Genomic DNA, 16,443 nt, shown 5'->3' on the forward strand with positions numbered 1-16,443 from the left:
TGGCCGATCACCCTCTCAGGTCGGCTACGCATCGTCGCCTTGGTGAGCCGTTACCTCACCAACTAGCTAATGCGCCGCAGGCCCATCCTCAAGTGACAGATTGCTCCGTCTTTCCAGCTTCCTTCAGGCGAAGAAAGCAAGTATTCGGTATTAGCTACCGTTTCCGGTAGTTGTCCCAAGCTTGAGGGCAGGTTGCCTACGTGTTACTCACCCGTCCGCCGCTAAGTATCAAGGAAGCAAGCTTCCTATCAACTCCGCTCGACTTGCATGTATTAGGCATGCCGCCAGCGTTCGTCCTGAGCCAGGATCAAACTCTCCAATAAAGTATTGAAAAGAGCGATTAGCTCATTTTGAATCTGACGAGATTAAAAATCTCATTTTCGCTTCGAAATCATACAGTCAGATGACTTGTACCAATTTCTCAGCATCGATCTTACAAGTAAGATCGTTACTCACTCGTTGTTCAGTTTTCAAAGATCAAACGTTGTTTGTGATTCATCTTTTTTTGTCAACCGCGTTTTCGGCGGCGACTTAAATAATGTATCACATTCAGTATCTCTTCGTCAAGAACTTTTTTTTGATTCTTTTTTCAAATCATTAAGTTCTCAACATGTCCCTCACAAGTTTTTTTCTAAAAGCCCGTTTGGGGAACGAAATATAATGTATCACATTCCATAAGTACGAGTCAACCTGTTTTTAATAATTTATATGACAAACAAAAAAGGAAGGTTTCCCCTCCTTTTGCCAAACCAATTCATTCAACTATACGGCCTTGTTCAGGCTTCGATCCAATATCGAATCTCCCGCCCTTCGCCTCCTATCAGGGATGGCCAGCCAGCCGATTCCTTTACAATAGAACGAAGAACTAGTTTTCGCAGAATTAAAGGGAGATCTTCTCCTACAAATCTTAATTGAGGATGATGGACCAGCTCGTCCACTCTCCATGCTTCTTTTCGGCTTCTAATTACCCGCAGAAGCAATTCCGAGCAATCACCCATTTTGGACATGACAGAAAATTCACAGGCAAGAAGAACAAGTTCCACCCGCTGTTCCAACGTCTCCGAGCTTACCGTAAGCTCCTGATAGAGCTTCCATAGCGCTCGATCCATACTCTGCACATGTGTCCAAACAGCATGATCAGGGTATACTCCATGTTCTATCAATACAATCCTGGCCCAGTTACCCAAAGCCTCCAGTACACTGTAATAAGCATCAACGACGTGCCCTTCCTGAATGTGCCGCTTGGCCTCCACATACATTCTCAAAAAACTTGCGAATTCATGCAGCAGCTTTTGTTCCCGCAGCTCCAATCCAAAGGCGGATAGCTCTTCCCTCAGGGCACTCAAGGCGCCTTCTGATTCCCATATGATCTCGCCCTCAATCAAGCATTGCATGAGATTGTTATTATCCCCCGTAATTACGCTGCTCTGCAGTTGGTTACGGCCCGCGTAGATGATTTGATAGCGCAAGTCCCCATAGCGGTAATGACCAACGTCCGACATACTTTGATCCGTATCACAGACAATGAGAACAAGCAATTCGAAATCCTGAATCAGGGAGCCGTGGAATCGCTCACCCGGATGGGAATAAGCGATAGCCCCAACTGCCCCCGACTCTTCCGACTGTCCGGATAAAAAAGCTAGGTTCATTAATTCCACGATTCCCTCCATACAATTCATGGCAGTTCAACGCCAAGTCAGTTATAATGTAATTCTACATGCAGACTAAAGTTTCCTTCTTTTCCAGGTCCGATACTACTCATACGATAGGAGCATTTTTCATGATTTTTAAATCAGCTAAAATTAATGCTTTTCGCACTTGGGGATTGTTACTCACCATGCTAGGCATGGGGCTAATGGTACTGGGAACTGCCGGAATTGTGTTTTGGGGACATGCAGGCAAAGTGTTTGCAGCCGTGGGACTCGTCATCGGACTCGTTGCCATGATGGCCAGTCTGGCCATCTACTTCTGGGCTGGAATGTTGTCTACAAGCGCTGTTCAAGTGGATTGCCCTGAATGCGGTAAAATGACCAAAATGCTCGGCAAGACGGATCGTTGTATGTTCTGCCATACCATCCTCACTCTGGATCCTAATCAAGCGAACACAAACCGTCCTCATCTGAAAGCGCCTTCTCCATCTATTTCTGATACGGATCACCGTATTAGTCCAAAAGGCTAGCATCACTCATTCACTTCACATCTAAGATGAACGAGTAAACAACAAAAAAGGCCCGGTATCTAGACCGAGCCTTTTTGCGTTTTTTCCAAACAATGAATGGATTCGAATCATATAAAAAAGATAAGTTCAGTAACCGTTTATCTCTAACGACTTACCTGTTGTAATGTCTTCCATGCTGATGCGTTAGCAAAACTGCGATTCCAGGCAGCTACACCACCCAGTTTGAGTGATTCTATGAGTTCTACACGGGCCTGTAAAGAAACGGCATCTTCTATCCAAATTTTCTTGGTCGCCCCATCCTCAGTAAATTCCACATAATTCTGTCCAGTTTGAGAGTCCAACGCAGGTTTGAGCTTCTTCTCTTTGATCAGATCAGCAACAGTATCCATTCCGACCGCTTTGGAAGATACTTTAATCTCTCCCTGTTCGTCTGCTTCTTCTGTCCAGATTCGTGTATACAGCGGAACAGACATAATCAATTTGTTAGAAGGCACTTCATCTTCTTCAAGAATTTTTCTCATAGCGGCCTCTGTCCAAGGCAGCGAAGCGACGGAACCAGCCTTCGGACTGGCAGCCCAGTGCTCATCGTACGCCATAACCATCATGTAATCGACAAAGGAACCGAGTGAACGTCGATCCAGAAATGCAGACCACATTTCACTATTGGATTTTGGAGTTACATCAATGGAGAGCATGAGTCCGTGGATGCGTGCCATCGCTTTAATCTCACGAACAAATTGAGTAATGTTGGGTCCATCATCGGTATATACGTTCTCGAAATCAATATTGATGCCATCCAATTGATAGGTCTGGGCGTATTGCAGCATCTGTTCGATGATATGCGTACGGGTCTCGTATGAGGCTACGGCCTCTTTTGTAATATCCGGGTCGAAACTGTTATCCATCAGTCCCCATACTTCCATTCCGGAACGGTGAGCCCAGTTAACATACGCTTTATCGGCTTTACTCTTCACATTGCCTTGGCCGTCCGTAATATGGAACCACGTTGGACTAACCACGTTCACACCCGGCATCTTGCCTATGGAACTGACATCAGGCTGACGGTTATATACCGCCTCCCACACCAGATTTACCGTTTTATTCTGCCACTTCTTCTCAGCAGACGTCAGAGTGAATTTGGGCTTGTCCAGCTCCTTTTTCTCTGTCAGGGAAACGTACTTATTATCCACATAACCGGCATAGCCGTTATCCAGCTGAACAAAACTCTGCGCATCACCTGTCTGCCATACCCGTACCCGGGCGTTCTGTTCCATATCCGCAATAATCGGGGAAGACTCTCCTCCACGTTTGTACAAAGGAATGGTTTTATCCGCTTTGGATGACAAGGTATCAATCTCCGCATATTGAATGGTGTCTCCTCCACGCATCAATATAACTGCACCCGTAGATGTATCTTCCTGTACGGCAATCCCGTAAACTTCCTTCAAGGGCTTAAGAGGAATGTATGCCTCTCCTCCGATGACCTCAGGCTCAACTGACATTGGGTAGTCCTTATGATTGAGCTCGGCCTTGGTGCTGCCTTCCTTCATATGAAGCACACGCTGCGGAGTCGCAATAATGATATCGCCTGTGTCCGCTTCGTAACGTATACCAGGATCAATTGCCTCCTGCAGTACGTTCACCGGCAGTTTAAGCTCCTCCCCCGTTCCTGAAGCTTCACTATCCATCAATTGACCATCCACAAAAATAGGCTGATTCATTCCGATCCAATCGGGGTCCTCGTGAACCTGGTTCAGCCATACATTCGTTATAAACCAGTAAGCACCGCCTGCAATAAGACAAGCTCCCAAAAAACCAGGCCAGAACGAACGCCTCTTCTTCTGCCTTGTATATCTGCTTTTTCTACTCAAATGCCTACCTCCGTTAATCATGCTGAATCATGAAGATATCATTGCCGCGTAAAAATCATACATGTAATCTTTGATTAAAAAAACAAAAAACGTGTAGAACTCAAACTGAATTCTGCACGTTAATATTGTAATTCATCTCTCTTAATCCCTGCAACTTTTACAAACACCATAAACTTCCAATCGGTGCCCGTGGACTTCAAATCCGGTACTTGATTCCGCCTGGAGCTCAACGCTTTTGAGCGAAGGATAACTGAAGTCTTCAATTTTACCGCATTTATCACAAATGACATGGTAATGATCCGTCACATTGGCATCGAAGCGGCTGGAGTTATCTCCGTATGTCAATTCCCGAACCATGCCGGCCTCCAGAAACATCTTCAGATTGTTATATACAGTCGCCACGCTCATACTGGGAAATTGGGGTTCAAGCGCACGGTAAATTTCATCGGCAGTCGGATGCCCCATGGATTCCATCAGATAATTCAATATGGCATGGCGCTGGGGTGTAATACGGACACCGGTCGTCTTCAGATGCTCCAACGCATGTTGGACACGTGTTGCCATAAAACCCACCGCCTTACCTTTCATTCTCCTGAATAAACAAGATCCAATACCATCTTATCCATCAGAGTTGATTCTTGACAAAGAACAGGACGTTTAATCTTTCCTTCCATGTAACCTTGCCTTTTATTATTTTATTGTACGGCGATTGTAAGTTTATTGTCAACGCGGCAGTTACGGAACTTCAGAGGTATTATCCTGGGAATTCTCCCCGTTATCTTCGTTCTGCTCCAAATCGCCATCCATGTCTTCCGGATTTGAACTGTTCGTATCAGCTGAAGGCACATCCGGGTTGCGATTAATGGTAAGGTCGCTATTCCCTTCAATTTTAACCGTGTATTCCCCTTCGCCAAGCTGGCCTTCAATGGTTTTATTTTGCACTGTAAATGGCAGGTCAGTCTTCAGATCACCGTAACTGCTGGAGCCGCTCAGACTGTAATCACCCTGATGAGGCAACAAAATGCTGATTGCACCAACCGCACTGTATACATCCCAATCCCCACCTATTTTGGAGGAAACGATGCTAATGCTGCCATTCAGCGACTGAGCCCTGATTGCGAGATTTGCGCCATCCAGCGTAATATTTCCGTTCCGTGTTTCAGCGGTAAAATCACCAATTGAATCCGTAATGCTAATGCTCCCCACCTGTGTGGTCAAATCTACATCTCCTGAAACTCCGCGGGCCTTCATATCTCCCCGGTTGCTATCCAGATCAACATTCCCCATCGCATTGGCCACAATCACATCGCCATTTAACGTTTTGCCCGTAATGTCACCTACCGCATTCGTAATCCGGATACGTCCATTCCCCGTTTCAGCAACAATAGTGCTAATTGCCTCCGGCCGATTTAACAAAATGGCTCCATTGGAAGTGCGAATGTCCAGATTAAAACGCCGGTCATCCGGGATCGTAATCGTCATATTCATGCGAGGCTGTGTTTTATCGTTATCTCCATAAGTCTTGCCCGTTGCGGTAATATGAATAACCTTGGTGCCGTCTGTTTCAACAAACGATGCATCTGCCACAGCTTTTGCCTCTACCTCGGATGTCTTATCTACCCATACTACGGTGCGCACCTCTATCTCTTCCGTATCTCCGCGCTGTACCGAAATATCTCCATTAACCCCCTGCACGACAAGATCGGAAGTATCCATACCGACAGGTACGCGGATCGTCCCCTTGTCCTGCATGTACCCTGCTGCCTGGCTATAGTCCATGGAGGCTGCTCCCAAATTAAGGCTCACCCTGTTCCATAAGTGCATATAGTGATCCTGTTCTGTCACAATAAATACCGCAGCCGTTAGCACAAGGGAAGCCAAGATGCCTTTGGCATCCGGTCTGAAGCGCATCTTCACTTTCTCATCCTGCAGCTCATCAGCGGATGTCTTTTTCTTGCTGCGCGTCCACAGGAACAACAGTATGTATTCCACACCCAATGCGATTAGCAGCAATGGCCACCAGTCGACCATTTCATATACGTAGTCAGTTCCCCACCGTTTATCCAAAATCAACAGCACACCGACCGCTACGATTAAGGCGGCAGCCGTATAGCGACCGACCCGGACTTTACGGTTCATTATTTTCCCTCCTCCATTCTCCGAATCTAACCTTTTTTCTTGCGCAGCATGACCCAGATCTCACGGCCGAACAGGATCAGCCCTACAATAATGAGTACACCGGCAAAAACATATCCACCATACAAAGCGAGCATCTCCTGAAACCAGCGAGGTTTGCGGAAGAAGAGCACCATCAACCCGCCACCAACAATAAGCAGCAGTCCAAACGAAATGCCTCGCTCCCATGCCATAAAGGCCTCACCAACAGCCCGCTCGTTCATTAAAGGCTTGTCCGTATTTCCATGCGTTGCAGCTCTGCGTCTCCGCATCATGACCCAATCCGCAGATTGCAGTACATCGAATACATTATAAAAGTAGATCACTGGAATGAACAAAGCGAGCAAAATTAAAAGGGGCACATTAATCTGTATGCCAATAGATGAAAAATACAAAAGCGCTGACAGGTCGAGTAAGACAAGCAGCATAAACGTCAGACCTCTCATATACAGCCGCAAATAAATATGACCCAGGCCAGGAATGATTGCACTGAGCAATCCGGCAATAAATTTATGTGTCCGATTTCGAAGCGGCTTGGTTTTGGCCGTTTGTCTCCTTTTTCCGGACGGATGTTTACTTTTCATGACATACTCCTTTCTTATAAAATAGCATTCCCGCTCTACATGCATTTGGTTAGATAGTACCCTAAAGAGCGCGGAGAGTAACTGGAAGAAATATGGATATGATTAAAAACCCTCCGGCACAACAGGCCTAAGGAGGGTTTCACGATTTATTCAATGGATACTTTGGTCACATGCTCCCACTGCCTTAGCTTAGTTACCAGCTGCACTGTATTGAGTTCATGTGGTACATGTACGTGGAGGACAATCTCAATCTTTCGTTCAACCGAAATGACTTCGGCAAAAGCCAGATCCTGCTCATTGACTGTAATTTTGCGTATTTTAATTTTCTCCTGCTCCATGAATGAAGACACCTGCTCCAGGAAGCCGGGTTCAGACAACGTATGCAGGGTGACGACATGCAGTTTGTTTCCTCGTATATACCTGAGCTCCAGCTTGTTGAACACCCACAGATTAAGCAGTACCAGAACCGTAGATACGATGGAGGCGAAAAAGAATCCCGCACCTGCTGCCAGCCCAATGGCTGCTACAACCCAGATCGAAGCGGCGGTGGTAAGTCCTGTAATGGATTTTCCTGTAAACAGGATCGTACCCGCTCCCAGGAAGCCGACACCCGTAATAACCGCTGTTGCCAGACGAGCCGGATCAATCCGCACATTTAATTCATTGGCAAAATCCTTAAAACCATAAACAGACAACATCATGATCAGTGCAGACCCGAGACAGACCAGAATGTGGGTACGCAGACCAGCAGCATGATTGGAACGTTCACGCTCCAGACCTACAAGTCCTCCAAGCAGCATGGCTAGTAATAATCGCAATAAAATGTGCCACTCATCGATAAACCAAGGATTGCCCAAAACTGGTATTCCTCCTTCAAAAAATTCACATAATTAATGTTTATTCTTATGAAATGTCGTTAATTCCACACCTGGTGCAATCGACGTAACCTCTACAGGTATGAAACCGAATTTGGTATATAAATTGACAGCGGGTTGGTTCAATGTACCTGTTGATACGATATACCGCGGAAGATCCGGGTACTGCTCGAATACATGCCTCATTAATGCGGCTGCGATACCTTTGCGAAAATGCTCAGGGTGCACCATCATACGTGTGATCGTCAATGTGCCCTTCTCTTCCTCCGCCACTGCAACAGCACCCAGGAGTTCTTCTTCATCATCCAGGCAGCCGTAAAAGGTCTCCCCGCAGCTCTGCAGAGATTCGATCGTATCCATCAAAGGCGGAATATCCTGAAAACCAATCATCTCCGCTTCGAGTCGATAGGCTACATGCTGAAGCCGCCATAGCTGTCCTGTGGTCTCCAGATCATTCAGCGACAGTAATTGAATCTTCATTCTCGCCCTCATCTCCTTCGTACGCAACTGAATTCGATTACACCTGTACATGATTATTTACCACATGTGTTTGCCTTATAAAAATAAGAAAAGAGGCTGTCACAGGGACGAGCCTCTTTCTGTCCGGCCTTACCGGATGGATTAGCGGTTCAGTACATCTGCAAGCAGTTGATTAACCAGACCCGGATTAGCCTTGCCTTTACTTTCTTTCATAACCTGTCCTACCAGGAAGCCGATCGCTTTCTGTTTGCCTGCCTTGTAATCCTCCACGGATTGAGGGTTGTTCGCAACAACCTGCTCTACAATGGCAAGAATGGCACCTTCGTCACTGATTTGCACAAGACCTTTTTCCTCAACGATCTGCTGTGGAAGCTTGCCGCTCTCCAGCATTTCCTTAAAGACGGTTTTGGCAATTTTGCTGCTAATCGTGCCCTTCTCCAGCAATCCGATCATCTCACCAAGTCCCTGACCCGTCAGAGGCACCTGAGACAATTCCAGGTTGCTGTTGTTCAGATAACCAAGCAGGTCGCCCATAATCCAGTTGGATACGGCTTTGGCATCCTGCGTATATTTCAGGCTGTCTTCAAAAAGATCAGCAACCGCTTTGGATGAGGTGATCACCTCTGCATCATAATTAGGCAATCCGTAATCAGCCGTATAACGTGCTTTGCGCTCGTCAGGGAGCTCCGGTATCGAAGCCTTGATTCGCTCTTTCCAGGCTGCATCAATATGCAGCTTGACCAGATCCGGATCCGGGAAATAGCGATAATCGTGCGCCTGCTCTTTGCCACGCATCGTCAGCGTTTTCCCTTGCGCTTCATCCCAGCGACGTGTCTCCTGAACCACTTCGCCGCCGTCATCCAATATTTCAGCCTGACGGAACTGCTCATATTCCAAACCGCGCTGAACGCCACGGAAAGAGTTCATGTTTTTCAGTTCAGCTCTTGTTCCCAGCTTCTCCTGCCCATGCGGACGCAAACTGATGTTGGCGTCACAACGGAGGGAGCCTTCTTCCATTTTCACGTCCGACACATCGCAGTACTGCATGATCGCACGCAATTTTTCCAGATATGCACGTGCTTCCTCCGGCGAAGAAATTTCCGGTTCGGATACAATCTCCACGAGAGGTGTACCCACACGGTTGAAGTCAACCAATGAAGCATAGCCGCCATCCACGTGAGTAAGCTTACCTGCATCCTCTTCCAGATGAAGACGGGTAATGCCAATTCGTTTCGTTTCTCCGTTTACTTCAATATCAATCCACCCGTTCTCACCGATCGGTTGATCGAATTGTGAGATCTGGTAGGCTTTTGGTGAATCCGGGTAGAAATAGTTTTTACGATCGAATTTGCTGACATCAGCAATGGTACAGTTAAGGGCCATCGCTGCTTTCATGGCATAATCCACAGCCTGACGGTTCAGTACAGGCAATACGCCCGGATGTCCGAGACAGACGGGACAAGTATGGGTGTTTGGTGGTGCTCCAAAGGCCGTAGAACAGCCGCAAAAGATTTTGGAGTTGGTATGCAACTCCACATGGACCTCAAGTCCAATGACCGTTTCATATTTAGATGCAGACATTTCAATATTCCTCCGTTCCGGGCAGTCTACAGCTGCGGACGCTGCTTGTGGAATTCTGTATTTTGTTCAAACGCATGCGCAACGCGCAGTACAGTCGTTTCATCAAAGGCTTTACCGATAATCTGCATGCCAACAGGCAATCCATCCGAGAAGCCGCACGGGATGCTCACTGCAGGTACGCCGGCCAGACTGACCGGAATGGTCAGGATGTCATTGAGATACATGGTAAGTGGATCATCCACCTGGGAACCCAGTTTAAATGCGGTTGTAGGCGCAGTAGGTCCAATAATGACATCATATTTGGCAAATACGTCATCGAAATCCTGTTTGATCAATGTCCGCACTTTTTGAGCTTTCAGGTAGTAGGCATCATAGTAACCCGAGCTGAGCGCATACGTACCAAGCATGATACGACGCTTCACTTCCGGACCAAAGCCTTGGCTGCGGGATTGGTGATACAGATCAAGCAGGTTGTCCGGGTTATCTGCACGTACGCCATAACGCACGCCGTCAAACCGGGCCAGATTGGAAGAAGCTTCAGAAGAAGCGAGCAAATAATACGTAGCCACCGCATATTCGGTATGCGGAAGGGATACCTCTTCCCAAGTAGCACCGAGTCCCTCAAGCACTTTCAAGGCAGAGAGAATGGTCTCTTTCACTTGCGGATCAACACCTTCTCCAATGTACTCCTTCGGTACGGCAATGCGCAGTCCTTTGACATCACCTGTCAGTCCGCTCAAGTAGTCCGGGATCTCCACTTTTGCAGATGTCGAATCTTTGGCATCATAGCCAGCAATTGCTTGCAGTACATAAGCAGAATCTTCAACGTTTTTCGTCAGAGGTCCGATCTGATCCAATGAGGAAGCAAATGCAACCAATCCAAAACGCGAAACGAGTCCATAAGTCGGCTTCATGCCGACAACGCCGCAATACGAAGCAGGTTGTCTAATGGAACCGCCCGTGTCTGATCCAAGCGTGAAGTACGCTTCGCCTGCAGCCACTGCAGCCGCAGAACCACCACTTGAGCCACCTGGAACACGATCCAGCGCCCATGGGTTGCGTACAGGATAGAAACTTGAATTTTCATTCGAGCCGCCCATGGCGAATTCATCCATGTTCAGTTTACCGATTGTCACTGTATCTGCAGCTCTCAGCTTTTCGACAACCGTTGCATCATACACCGGGTCGAAGTTGCGCAAAAACTGGCTGCCGCACGTCGTGCGCAGTCCGTTCGTAACGATATTATCCTTAATACCTACCGGTAATCCAAAGAGCAAACCTTTCTCCTCGCCACTGACGAGCCGGTCATCCAGCTGACGCGCACGGGAACGAGCCTGTTCCTCATCCAGCGCAAGATATGCTTTAACTTTGTCTTCACGTGCACTAATGTTCTGATATGCTTGGTCCACCAGGTCGCTGACCGACAATTCCTTGGCGTGCAGCTTGTTATGTAACTCAGGCAACGATTGTTCAAATAAACTCACGGTATTTCGTCCTCCTTCCGGTTATCCGTTATTCCATTACAGCAGGCACTTTAAACTGCCCGTCTTCTTCTTCCGGTGCATTGCGCATCACCTGTTCGATTGGCAGGCTTTCCTTCGTTTCATCCTCACGCATCACATTGCTGACATGCAGAACGTGAGTCGTTGGCTCAATGTTCTCAGTATCCAGCTCATTCAGCTTCTCTGCATATTTTAAAATTGCGTTCAGCTGTCCTGTAAGCGTCTGTTCTTCTTCAGAAGTCAAATTGAGCCGGGCCAGCTTGGCCACATGCTGAACGTCATTATTCGAAATACTCATTTCCGGATGCCTCCTTCATTTCGTTCACCTTCCCGAAACTGCCTGAAACGAATCGCTCGTTTAACGGGCTAAAGTCCCAAGATAACTTTTTTCATTATAGGGGAGATGGTTCGACAATTCAATGCAAATGACCTGACTTGTCTAATAAGCAAAATAACCCCAATCATCGGAGTCCATGCAATCATCAAAAAAGAGCCGGCATCAGCCGACTCTCTAGATCTTAAATCCATGCACGCAGATTAACCTGCTTTATAAAATCCGCCTGTGACATAACATCGTTCGCGGTTTCCTCTTCCTCTTCCACAGCTTGAATATCTCCGTTCATCAGGTGATGAAACAGTTTCTCGTTGTGTGTCGCAAGGGCGTAATCTATCAACGCTTCTCGCTCGACCCGCTCAGCTTCCTGCTTCAGCAGAACCTCTTCCAGATCGACGTCGCCGGATGGAACAAAAAAGTTCCGGTTCACCTGCGGCACTCGAAGCACGTAATCGAACGCATTGTCCGGATTCCGGTCATAAGCGATGATGTAACCATATTCCCCCACAGGAAGATTCTGCTCAAACGCATCCGCGACGATGACAACCTTTTCTCCTAATCGCAGCATCGTCTAACCTCCTGGTAGTCTATCTTTCATATTTATTTTTATAGTCTACTAGAAAAGAATAACGATGTCTACGATTACTAGAATTAAACAACATATTTGTGCAAAATCTTTTTTATCACCAGATTATCAATCGTCTATCCTATAGGTTAAGACCGTCTGCGACCTGAACGAATAACTACGAACCAATATACAATAAGTGGTGTCGGGAATCCGGTGATTCCCCATAATCCCCATAACCAGGGGAAACGCCCACGTTTACGTGCATCCTGAAAAATCCATGTTCCTTGCACGAACAAAAGGATTGCAATCAATATCATCCAGATTGGAGAGATCTCATTCAATGAATAATGCATATTATTCATGAGAAGCCTCCTCCTTCCGATGTTTGCCCGCCCAAACGATTGCTGCTGTCACTGCTGCCGCTACCCCAACAGCCTGGATACCCACATAAAGAGCTGGAGCAGACAGGAACAGCAGCGCCCCGGAAGCAATGACCATCAGCCCGATCACCCAGAACAAAATCATCTCGATCAGATTCTTGCGGCGTTTGATTCGTCTACGTTCTCTGACCTGCACTTCCAGCGAGGCTAATGAAGGTACACTCACTGGCTCATATGCGTCATCCAGCACTTTCATCTGCTGCTGCAGTCGTTCGAGGAGCTCTTGCTCATCTTGTTCATCCGTCCTGCTCATGCTTATCCCAACTCCTTTCTCAATTGACGAAGGCCATAGGCCGTTCGTGATTTCGCCGTTCCGGCTGGAATACCGAGCATTTCTCCAATCTCATCATAACCATAGCCATAATAGTGCTTCAACAGTACAGCAACACGGTGTTCCGGTGTTAACCTGGTCATGGCATCCATGACGTCCGTCCATTCTTCATCCCGGCTCTCAAACTGCCATCGAAATCGTCTAACGGCCTCACTACGGATCATATCCAACCAGCCATTTTCTCTTTTCTTACGCCTTGTCTTGTCAATATAGATGCGTGTAGCAATGGTAATCATCCAGGATGAAAAGGCAGACGAACCGTCATAACGATGAATATTTTCCATACATCGAATCATCGTATCCTGAACGGTTTCCTCAGCAGCGTTAGGATCCATCGTAACCTTGACCAAGTATTTGTACACGAAAGCATAATGACGTTGAAGCAGCGCCGCCAGCGCAGCATCATCTCCAGCTGCTGCCCTGCGGACCTCTTCCAGTTCGGCTGCTTCCATCTGGTTCTTCACCTCTGCTTCCCGTTCATTCTTGTGTTAATACGACAGTCTCTGCATAAACGTTCAAATGAATTACAAAAAAATCTGAAGCCGACAATTTCCCGGGCAATCAGACTTCATTCCGGTATTCCTGCAGCTTGTCGAACCAGGGCTGGTTGCGGGCTCCGCTGCTCAAAACTCGACTTCTCCATATATTTTGCTGCTGTTCCAAAGGTTCATTCATTGCCTTGCTTCTGTAGCTATGTAGTTGAGGACGATCCGTTGCTAACTCAAGCTTGCCAGTATCCATCACCCGGCGAGTCTCTTCCATTGCTGAATACTTGGCACGGCGTTCAAAAGGTATAACGCGCTTTTTCTCCACTTCTTCTCCCCGCTCTCTTGTTCCTCATGCTTCACCAATTAAATACTACGTTCTAGGGTTCCGTTCCATGTACTTGCTATTCAGATTCTAAGCTGTCTGCATTACAATACTTTCCTTATGTAAGTTGTATCTCGATGACTCTTCCCTTGCCAATATTGCTGAAAACAAAAAAAGAACGCAAACCGGGTATAGACCACAGTCTGCGTGCTTCGCAAGTTAGGGTACTGCTATTTAAAGCTTTAGTTAGATGATGCCTTAACGCTTGTAACAACTAATTGCTATTCTAATGAAAAAATTGTCACTTGTCCAGACTTTCTTCACTTAAATGTCGATTATCTTGCGGAAACGTAAGGATTATTCTGCTTCTCATAACCGATGGTTGTTTTAGGGCCATGACCGGGGTATACCTTCACTTCATCAGCAAAGGTATACAGCTTGTTTTGAATCGAATCGATCAAGTCTCGTCCCCGTCCACCCGTCAGATCTGTTCTCCCTACGCCCATGCGGAACAGAACGTCTCCTGCAAACAAATCATTACCGCACAGCAGGCTTACGCTGCCTGGGGAATGTCCAGGTGTATGATATACCTTAAATGTATGCCCAACAAACTCGAGGGTCTGTCCTTCATCCATCGCATATTCTGCAGGATCAGTCGAAAGAGGCGGTGAAGCCTGCGGCCAGTTCAACGATCCATTCAGTTTCGGAGAGGTGAGCCAGTCACTCTCCAAATCATGCAAATAGACTGGACAGCCCTTCAATTTGCGAATTTCGTCCACACCGCCCATATGATCAAAATGCGCATGTGTCAGCAAAATCGCTTCAATCTCCAAGTCTTGAATGGCTTTGAGCAGCGGGCCCGGGTTCATGCCCGGATCAATGATAACAGCTTTCCCCGGATCTTCCCCTTGCAGCAGATATGCATTCGTCTGGAGCGGACCGAGTGTAAATGTACGAATGTTCAGCATCTTGGATTAGTAACCCGAAATCAGTTCACGCAGCTCACGAATAATGACTGCATGCGACTCCGTTCCTTCCCCATAGCGTTTACCGATCTCCTGACGTACGACAGCCATCTTCTCCTGATAATCAGCTGCATCACGATCCGGGTTCTCGCGTTTAAATTCAACCATCACTTCCTGTACATGCTGAGGGCGTGGTCCCCATTGACCCAGCACATGTCCGCCTGTATCGGCAAAAATAACGATAGGTACGGAACGGCCGCCCATCGTAAGGAATTCATCCATCACTTCAGGATGATTTTCCATAATCAAAACTTCGGTTGGAATACCCGAGATCTCCAGCGCCTGAAACACCACAGGTATGTTGCGAACAACATCCCCACACCAGTCAGCAGCCAAAATCAAAACGCGCAGATCATCGCGGTGGTTCAAGCTCTCGAAAAACTCACGATCCTCTTCGCTTGGCCAGGAGAAGCTGTCATAGTTCTTTTGAAATTCGCTTTGGTTCTTGGTCATGCTCTCAATGAAGTCCTTCGGCGGCAGACCTTTACCGAATTTGTGAGACAAGTTTGGTTTACCCATCACTAAACACTTCCTCTCTTTTTTCGAACATTCATCCATTTAATAAGTACATAAATAATCATAAGTGCGAGTGCAACGAGCAGAATCGGCATAATGTAAGGTGCTGCTTTTTCGTTAATATGTTCCCATTGATCTCCGAGTACCATCCCTAAATATATAAACAATGCAGTCCAAGGTATAACAGCAAGTGTTGTCAGCAGTATGAACCTGCCTGTATGCATTTTAGATATGCCTGCAGGTATCGAGATGGCATGACGCACAACCGGGACAAAACGCGCCGTGAAAATGACACCCGTTCCATACTTGCGAAACCATTCCTCGGAATGGTCGATGTGTTTTTTCTGGATCAGTATGTATTTTCCGTAACGTTCCAGCACAGGTCTGCCGCCATAACGGCCAATCCAGTAAATAAAGAGCTGAGCTACTACACCGCCCACGGTACCGAATATCATTGCACCTAAGAAATTGATATTGCCCTGTGAAACGAGAAACCCTCCATATGCCAGTACAATTTCACTGGGGATGACTTCGAGCATTAATCCCAGCATAATTCCAAAGTATCCAAGGCTCTGAATCCATTCGAACAATTGACCGACAATGTTATGAATAACGTCCATCTCGACCCTCTTTCTTCATCCTGATTGGCGGTGCTCCGCAGCACCATGGATGTTCGTCCCTATTTTAGCACAGGGCTGCAGTTTGTTGCTACTTCATCGACCCGGGTTAGTGTCCTGCAAGTCATCCTTCGCATATGGTATCGGGAGAGGAGCGTGAGAAGATGTCACCCAAATCAACACCCGGCACTCCCCCGGTCAAACATAGCAATCCTAGCCAGAAGTTACCTTCCGCGAGAGGGATCCGCAGAGCTTGCAGCAAGGAGCTGTACCGGACAGCGAAACGGCTGAAAGTCTACATTTCTCCCGATCAGATGAAACAGGCGGAAGAACTCTATTATGGAAAGGTGATTGCCAATTTGCTCTGGATCGGTGAAAACCGGGACAATCGAAAGAAATTATGCGAGTGGTGGAACAATGACGTAAGTGCAGATATAGCTTCTCTATGGAATGTGGACATTGAACCGCTTCAGGCTGCATTCCAGCAGGCGTTCGGCGGATATCGTCTGTAGAACACAGAGGATTCAGAGCATTTATTACAGGTAGAAGCACGCA

20 protein-coding genes and 1 rRNA gene are annotated in these 16,443 nt (G+C 47.1%); 2 read left to right on the forward strand and 19 right to left on the reverse strand.

The window, feature by feature from the left end:
* Window positions 1-323 (reverse strand): 16S ribosomal RNA (locus GUA98_RS21450); the annotation flags it as partial.
* A gap of 453 nt (window positions 324-776) precedes the next feature.
* Window positions 777-1,649, reverse strand: coding sequence for a nucleotidyltransferase-like protein (locus GUA98_RS21455; protein ID WP_227779968.1), 873 nt, complete (start codon window positions 1,647-1,649; stop codon window positions 777-779).
* 131 nt (window positions 1,650-1,780) lie between these two features.
* Between GUA98_RS21455 and GUA98_RS21460 the strand changes: the two genes are divergently transcribed.
* A complete protein-coding gene (locus tag GUA98_RS21460; RefSeq protein ID WP_095292538.1) occupies window positions 1,781-2,179 on the forward strand; it encodes a DUF2614 family zinc ribbon-containing protein in 399 nt (132 codons plus the stop codon).
* 143 nt (window positions 2,180-2,322) lie between these two features.
* Here the strand turns inward: GUA98_RS21460 and GUA98_RS21465 are convergent, their stop codons facing one another.
* From GUA98_RS21465 to GUA98_RS21545, 17 genes are all read right to left on the reverse strand, one after another.
* Window positions 2,323-4,071 (reverse strand): glycosyl hydrolase family 18 protein, encoded by a 1,749-nt coding sequence (locus tag GUA98_RS21465; protein WP_193724343.1) that lies wholly within the window; start codon window positions 4,069-4,071, stop codon window positions 2,323-2,325.
* A 120-nt stretch (window positions 4,072-4,191) separates the two neighbouring features.
* A complete protein-coding gene (gene perR / locus GUA98_RS21470; RefSeq protein WP_024631328.1) occupies window positions 4,192-4,614 on the reverse strand; it encodes a peroxide-responsive transcriptional repressor PerR in 423 nt (140 codons plus the stop codon).
* Window positions 4,615-4,785: 171 nt separating this feature from the next.
* Entirely contained in the window at window positions 4,786-6,189 is a 1,404-nt protein-coding gene (locus tag GUA98_RS21475) for a DUF4097 family beta strand repeat-containing protein (protein WP_193724344.1), read from the reverse strand.
* A gap of 26 nt (window positions 6,190-6,215) precedes the next feature.
* Window positions 6,216-6,809, reverse strand: a complete 594-nt coding sequence (locus GUA98_RS21480) for a hypothetical protein (RefSeq protein WP_153979931.1) — start codon at window positions 6,807-6,809, stop codon at window positions 6,216-6,218.
* Between the two features lie 146 nt (window positions 6,810-6,955).
* Window positions 6,956-7,666, reverse strand: coding sequence for an MgtC/SapB family protein (locus tag GUA98_RS21485; protein ID WP_127539905.1), 711 nt, complete (start codon window positions 7,664-7,666; stop codon window positions 6,956-6,958).
* A 33-nt stretch (window positions 7,667-7,699) separates the two neighbouring features.
* A complete protein-coding gene (locus tag GUA98_RS21490; RefSeq protein ID WP_153979932.1) occupies window positions 7,700-8,164 on the reverse strand; it encodes a GNAT family N-acetyltransferase in 465 nt (154 codons plus the stop codon).
* A 141-nt stretch (window positions 8,165-8,305) separates the two neighbouring features.
* Window positions 8,306-9,745, reverse strand: a complete 1,440-nt coding sequence (gatB, locus tag GUA98_RS21495; RefSeq protein WP_095292521.1) for an Asp-tRNA(Asn)/Glu-tRNA(Gln) amidotransferase subunit GatB — start codon at window positions 9,743-9,745, stop codon at window positions 8,306-8,308.
* 26 nt (window positions 9,746-9,771) lie between these two features.
* Window positions 9,772-11,229 (reverse strand): Asp-tRNA(Asn)/Glu-tRNA(Gln) amidotransferase subunit GatA, encoded by a 1,458-nt coding sequence (gatA, locus tag GUA98_RS21500; protein WP_095292518.1) that lies wholly within the window; start codon window positions 11,227-11,229, stop codon window positions 9,772-9,774.
* A gap of 28 nt (window positions 11,230-11,257) precedes the next feature.
* Window positions 11,258-11,545, reverse strand: a complete 288-nt coding sequence (gatC, locus tag GUA98_RS21505) for an Asp-tRNA(Asn)/Glu-tRNA(Gln) amidotransferase subunit GatC (protein WP_095292515.1) — start codon at window positions 11,543-11,545, stop codon at window positions 11,258-11,260.
* A 220-nt stretch (window positions 11,546-11,765) separates the two neighbouring features.
* Complete coding sequence (locus GUA98_RS21510; protein WP_095292512.1) at window positions 11,766-12,149, reverse strand: ATPase; 384 nt, start codon at window positions 12,147-12,149, stop codon at window positions 11,766-11,768.
* Between the two features lie 146 nt (window positions 12,150-12,295).
* On the reverse strand, window positions 12,296-12,511 hold the full coding sequence (locus GUA98_RS21515) for a hypothetical protein (RefSeq protein WP_227779943.1): 216 nt from the start codon (window positions 12,509-12,511) through the stop codon (window positions 12,296-12,298).
* Window positions 12,504-12,842, reverse strand: a complete 339-nt coding sequence (locus GUA98_RS21520; RefSeq protein ID WP_153979933.1) for a DUF5345 family protein — start codon at window positions 12,840-12,842, stop codon at window positions 12,504-12,506. The genes GUA98_RS21515 and GUA98_RS21520 overlap by 8 nt, the downstream gene beginning before the upstream one ends.
* Before the next feature lie 2 nt (window positions 12,843-12,844).
* Window positions 12,845-13,372, reverse strand: coding sequence for an RNA polymerase sigma factor SigY (gene sigY, locus GUA98_RS21525; RefSeq protein ID WP_153980848.1), 528 nt, complete (start codon window positions 13,370-13,372; stop codon window positions 12,845-12,847).
* 109 nt (window positions 13,373-13,481) lie between these two features.
* Window positions 13,482-13,733: a hypothetical protein gene (locus tag GUA98_RS21530; protein ID WP_153979934.1), complete on the reverse strand. Its 252-nt coding sequence runs from the start codon at window positions 13,731-13,733 to the stop codon at window positions 13,482-13,484.
* Window positions 13,734-14,065: 332 nt separating this feature from the next.
* A complete protein-coding gene (locus tag GUA98_RS21535; protein WP_193724345.1) occupies window positions 14,066-14,698 on the reverse strand; it encodes an MBL fold metallo-hydrolase in 633 nt (210 codons plus the stop codon).
* Between the two features lie 6 nt (window positions 14,699-14,704).
* Window positions 14,705-15,274 carry a thioredoxin family protein gene (locus tag GUA98_RS21540; RefSeq protein ID WP_095361800.1) on the reverse strand — a complete coding sequence of 190 codons (570 nt, stop codon included), beginning with the start codon at window positions 15,272-15,274 and terminating at the stop codon, window positions 14,705-14,707.
* A gap of 2 nt (window positions 15,275-15,276) precedes the next feature.
* A complete protein-coding gene (locus GUA98_RS21545; RefSeq protein WP_153979936.1) occupies window positions 15,277-15,891 on the reverse strand; it encodes a DedA family protein in 615 nt (204 codons plus the stop codon).
* Between the two features lie 161 nt (window positions 15,892-16,052).
* On the opposite strand from GUA98_RS21545, the gene GUA98_RS21550 reads away from it, so the two are divergent.
* A complete protein-coding gene (locus GUA98_RS21550; protein WP_095292492.1) occupies window positions 16,053-16,400 on the forward strand; it encodes a dehydrogenase in 348 nt (115 codons plus the stop codon).
* Window positions 16,401-16,443: the final 43 nt, after the last annotated feature.

The sequence above is a fragment of the Paenibacillus sp. P13VS genome, from assembly GCF_015143645.1.
GTDB classification, from domain to species: Bacteria; Bacillota; Bacilli; order Paenibacillales; family Paenibacillaceae; genus Paenibacillus; species Paenibacillus xylanilyticus_A.

What these genes read in the sequence shown, in the direction of transcription:
- GUA98_RS21540 (WP_095361800.1), bottom strand. Translation starts at nt 15,274, where the DNA reads ATGGGTAAACCAAACTTGTCTCACAAATTCGGTAAAGGTCTGCCGCCG.
- GUA98_RS21480 (WP_153979931.1), bottom strand. Translation starts at nt 6,809, where the DNA reads ATGAAAAGTAAACATCCGTCCGGAAAAAGGAGACAAACGGCCAAAACC.
- GUA98_RS21465 (WP_193724343.1), bottom strand. Translation starts at nt 4,071, where the DNA reads ATGATTAACGGAGGTAGGCATTTGAGTAGAAAAAGCAGATATACAAGG.
- GUA98_RS21490 (WP_153979932.1), bottom strand. Translation starts at nt 8,164, where the DNA reads ATGAAGATTCAATTACTGTCGCTGAATGATCTGGAGACCACAGGACAG.
- sigY (WP_153980848.1), bottom strand. Translation starts at nt 13,372, where the DNA reads ATGGAAGCAGCCGAACTGGAAGAGGTCCGCAGGGCAGCAGCTGGAGAT.
- GUA98_RS21515 (WP_227779943.1), bottom strand. Translation starts at nt 12,511, where the DNA reads ATGAATAATATGCATTATTCATTGAATGAGATCTCTCCAATCTGGATG.
- GUA98_RS21550 (WP_095292492.1), top strand. Translation starts at nt 16,053, where the DNA reads ATGTCACCCAAATCAACACCCGGCACTCCCCCGGTCAAACATAGCAAT.
- GUA98_RS21510 (WP_095292512.1), bottom strand. Translation starts at nt 12,149, where the DNA reads ATGCTGCGATTAGGAGAAAAGGTTGTCATCGTCGCGGATGCGTTTGAG.
- GUA98_RS21520 (WP_153979933.1), bottom strand. Translation starts at nt 12,842, where the DNA reads ATGAGCAGGACGGATGAACAAGATGAGCAAGAGCTCCTCGAACGACTG.
- GUA98_RS21475 (WP_193724344.1), bottom strand. Translation starts at nt 6,189, where the DNA reads ATGAACCGTAAAGTCCGGGTCGGTCGCTATACGGCTGCCGCCTTAATC.
- GUA98_RS21535 (WP_193724345.1), bottom strand. Translation starts at nt 14,698, where the DNA reads ATGCTGAACATTCGTACATTTACACTCGGTCCGCTCCAGACGAATGCA.
- gatB (WP_095292521.1), bottom strand. Translation starts at nt 9,745, where the DNA reads ATGTCTGCATCTAAATATGAAACGGTCATTGGACTTGAGGTCCATGTG.
- GUA98_RS21460 (WP_095292538.1), top strand. Translation starts at nt 1,781, where the DNA reads ATGATTTTTAAATCAGCTAAAATTAATGCTTTTCGCACTTGGGGATTG.
- perR (WP_024631328.1), bottom strand. Translation starts at nt 4,614, where the DNA reads ATGGCAACACGTGTCCAACATGCGTTGGAGCATCTGAAGACGACCGGT.
- GUA98_RS21455 (WP_227779968.1), bottom strand. Translation starts at nt 1,649, where the DNA reads ATGAACCTAGCTTTTTTATCCGGACAGTCGGAAGAGTCGGGGGCAGTT.
- gatC (WP_095292515.1), bottom strand. Translation starts at nt 11,545, where the DNA reads ATGAGTATTTCGAATAATGACGTTCAGCATGTGGCCAAGCTGGCCCGG.
- GUA98_RS21545 (WP_153979936.1), bottom strand. Translation starts at nt 15,891, where the DNA reads ATGGACGTTATTCATAACATTGTCGGTCAATTGTTCGAATGGATTCAG.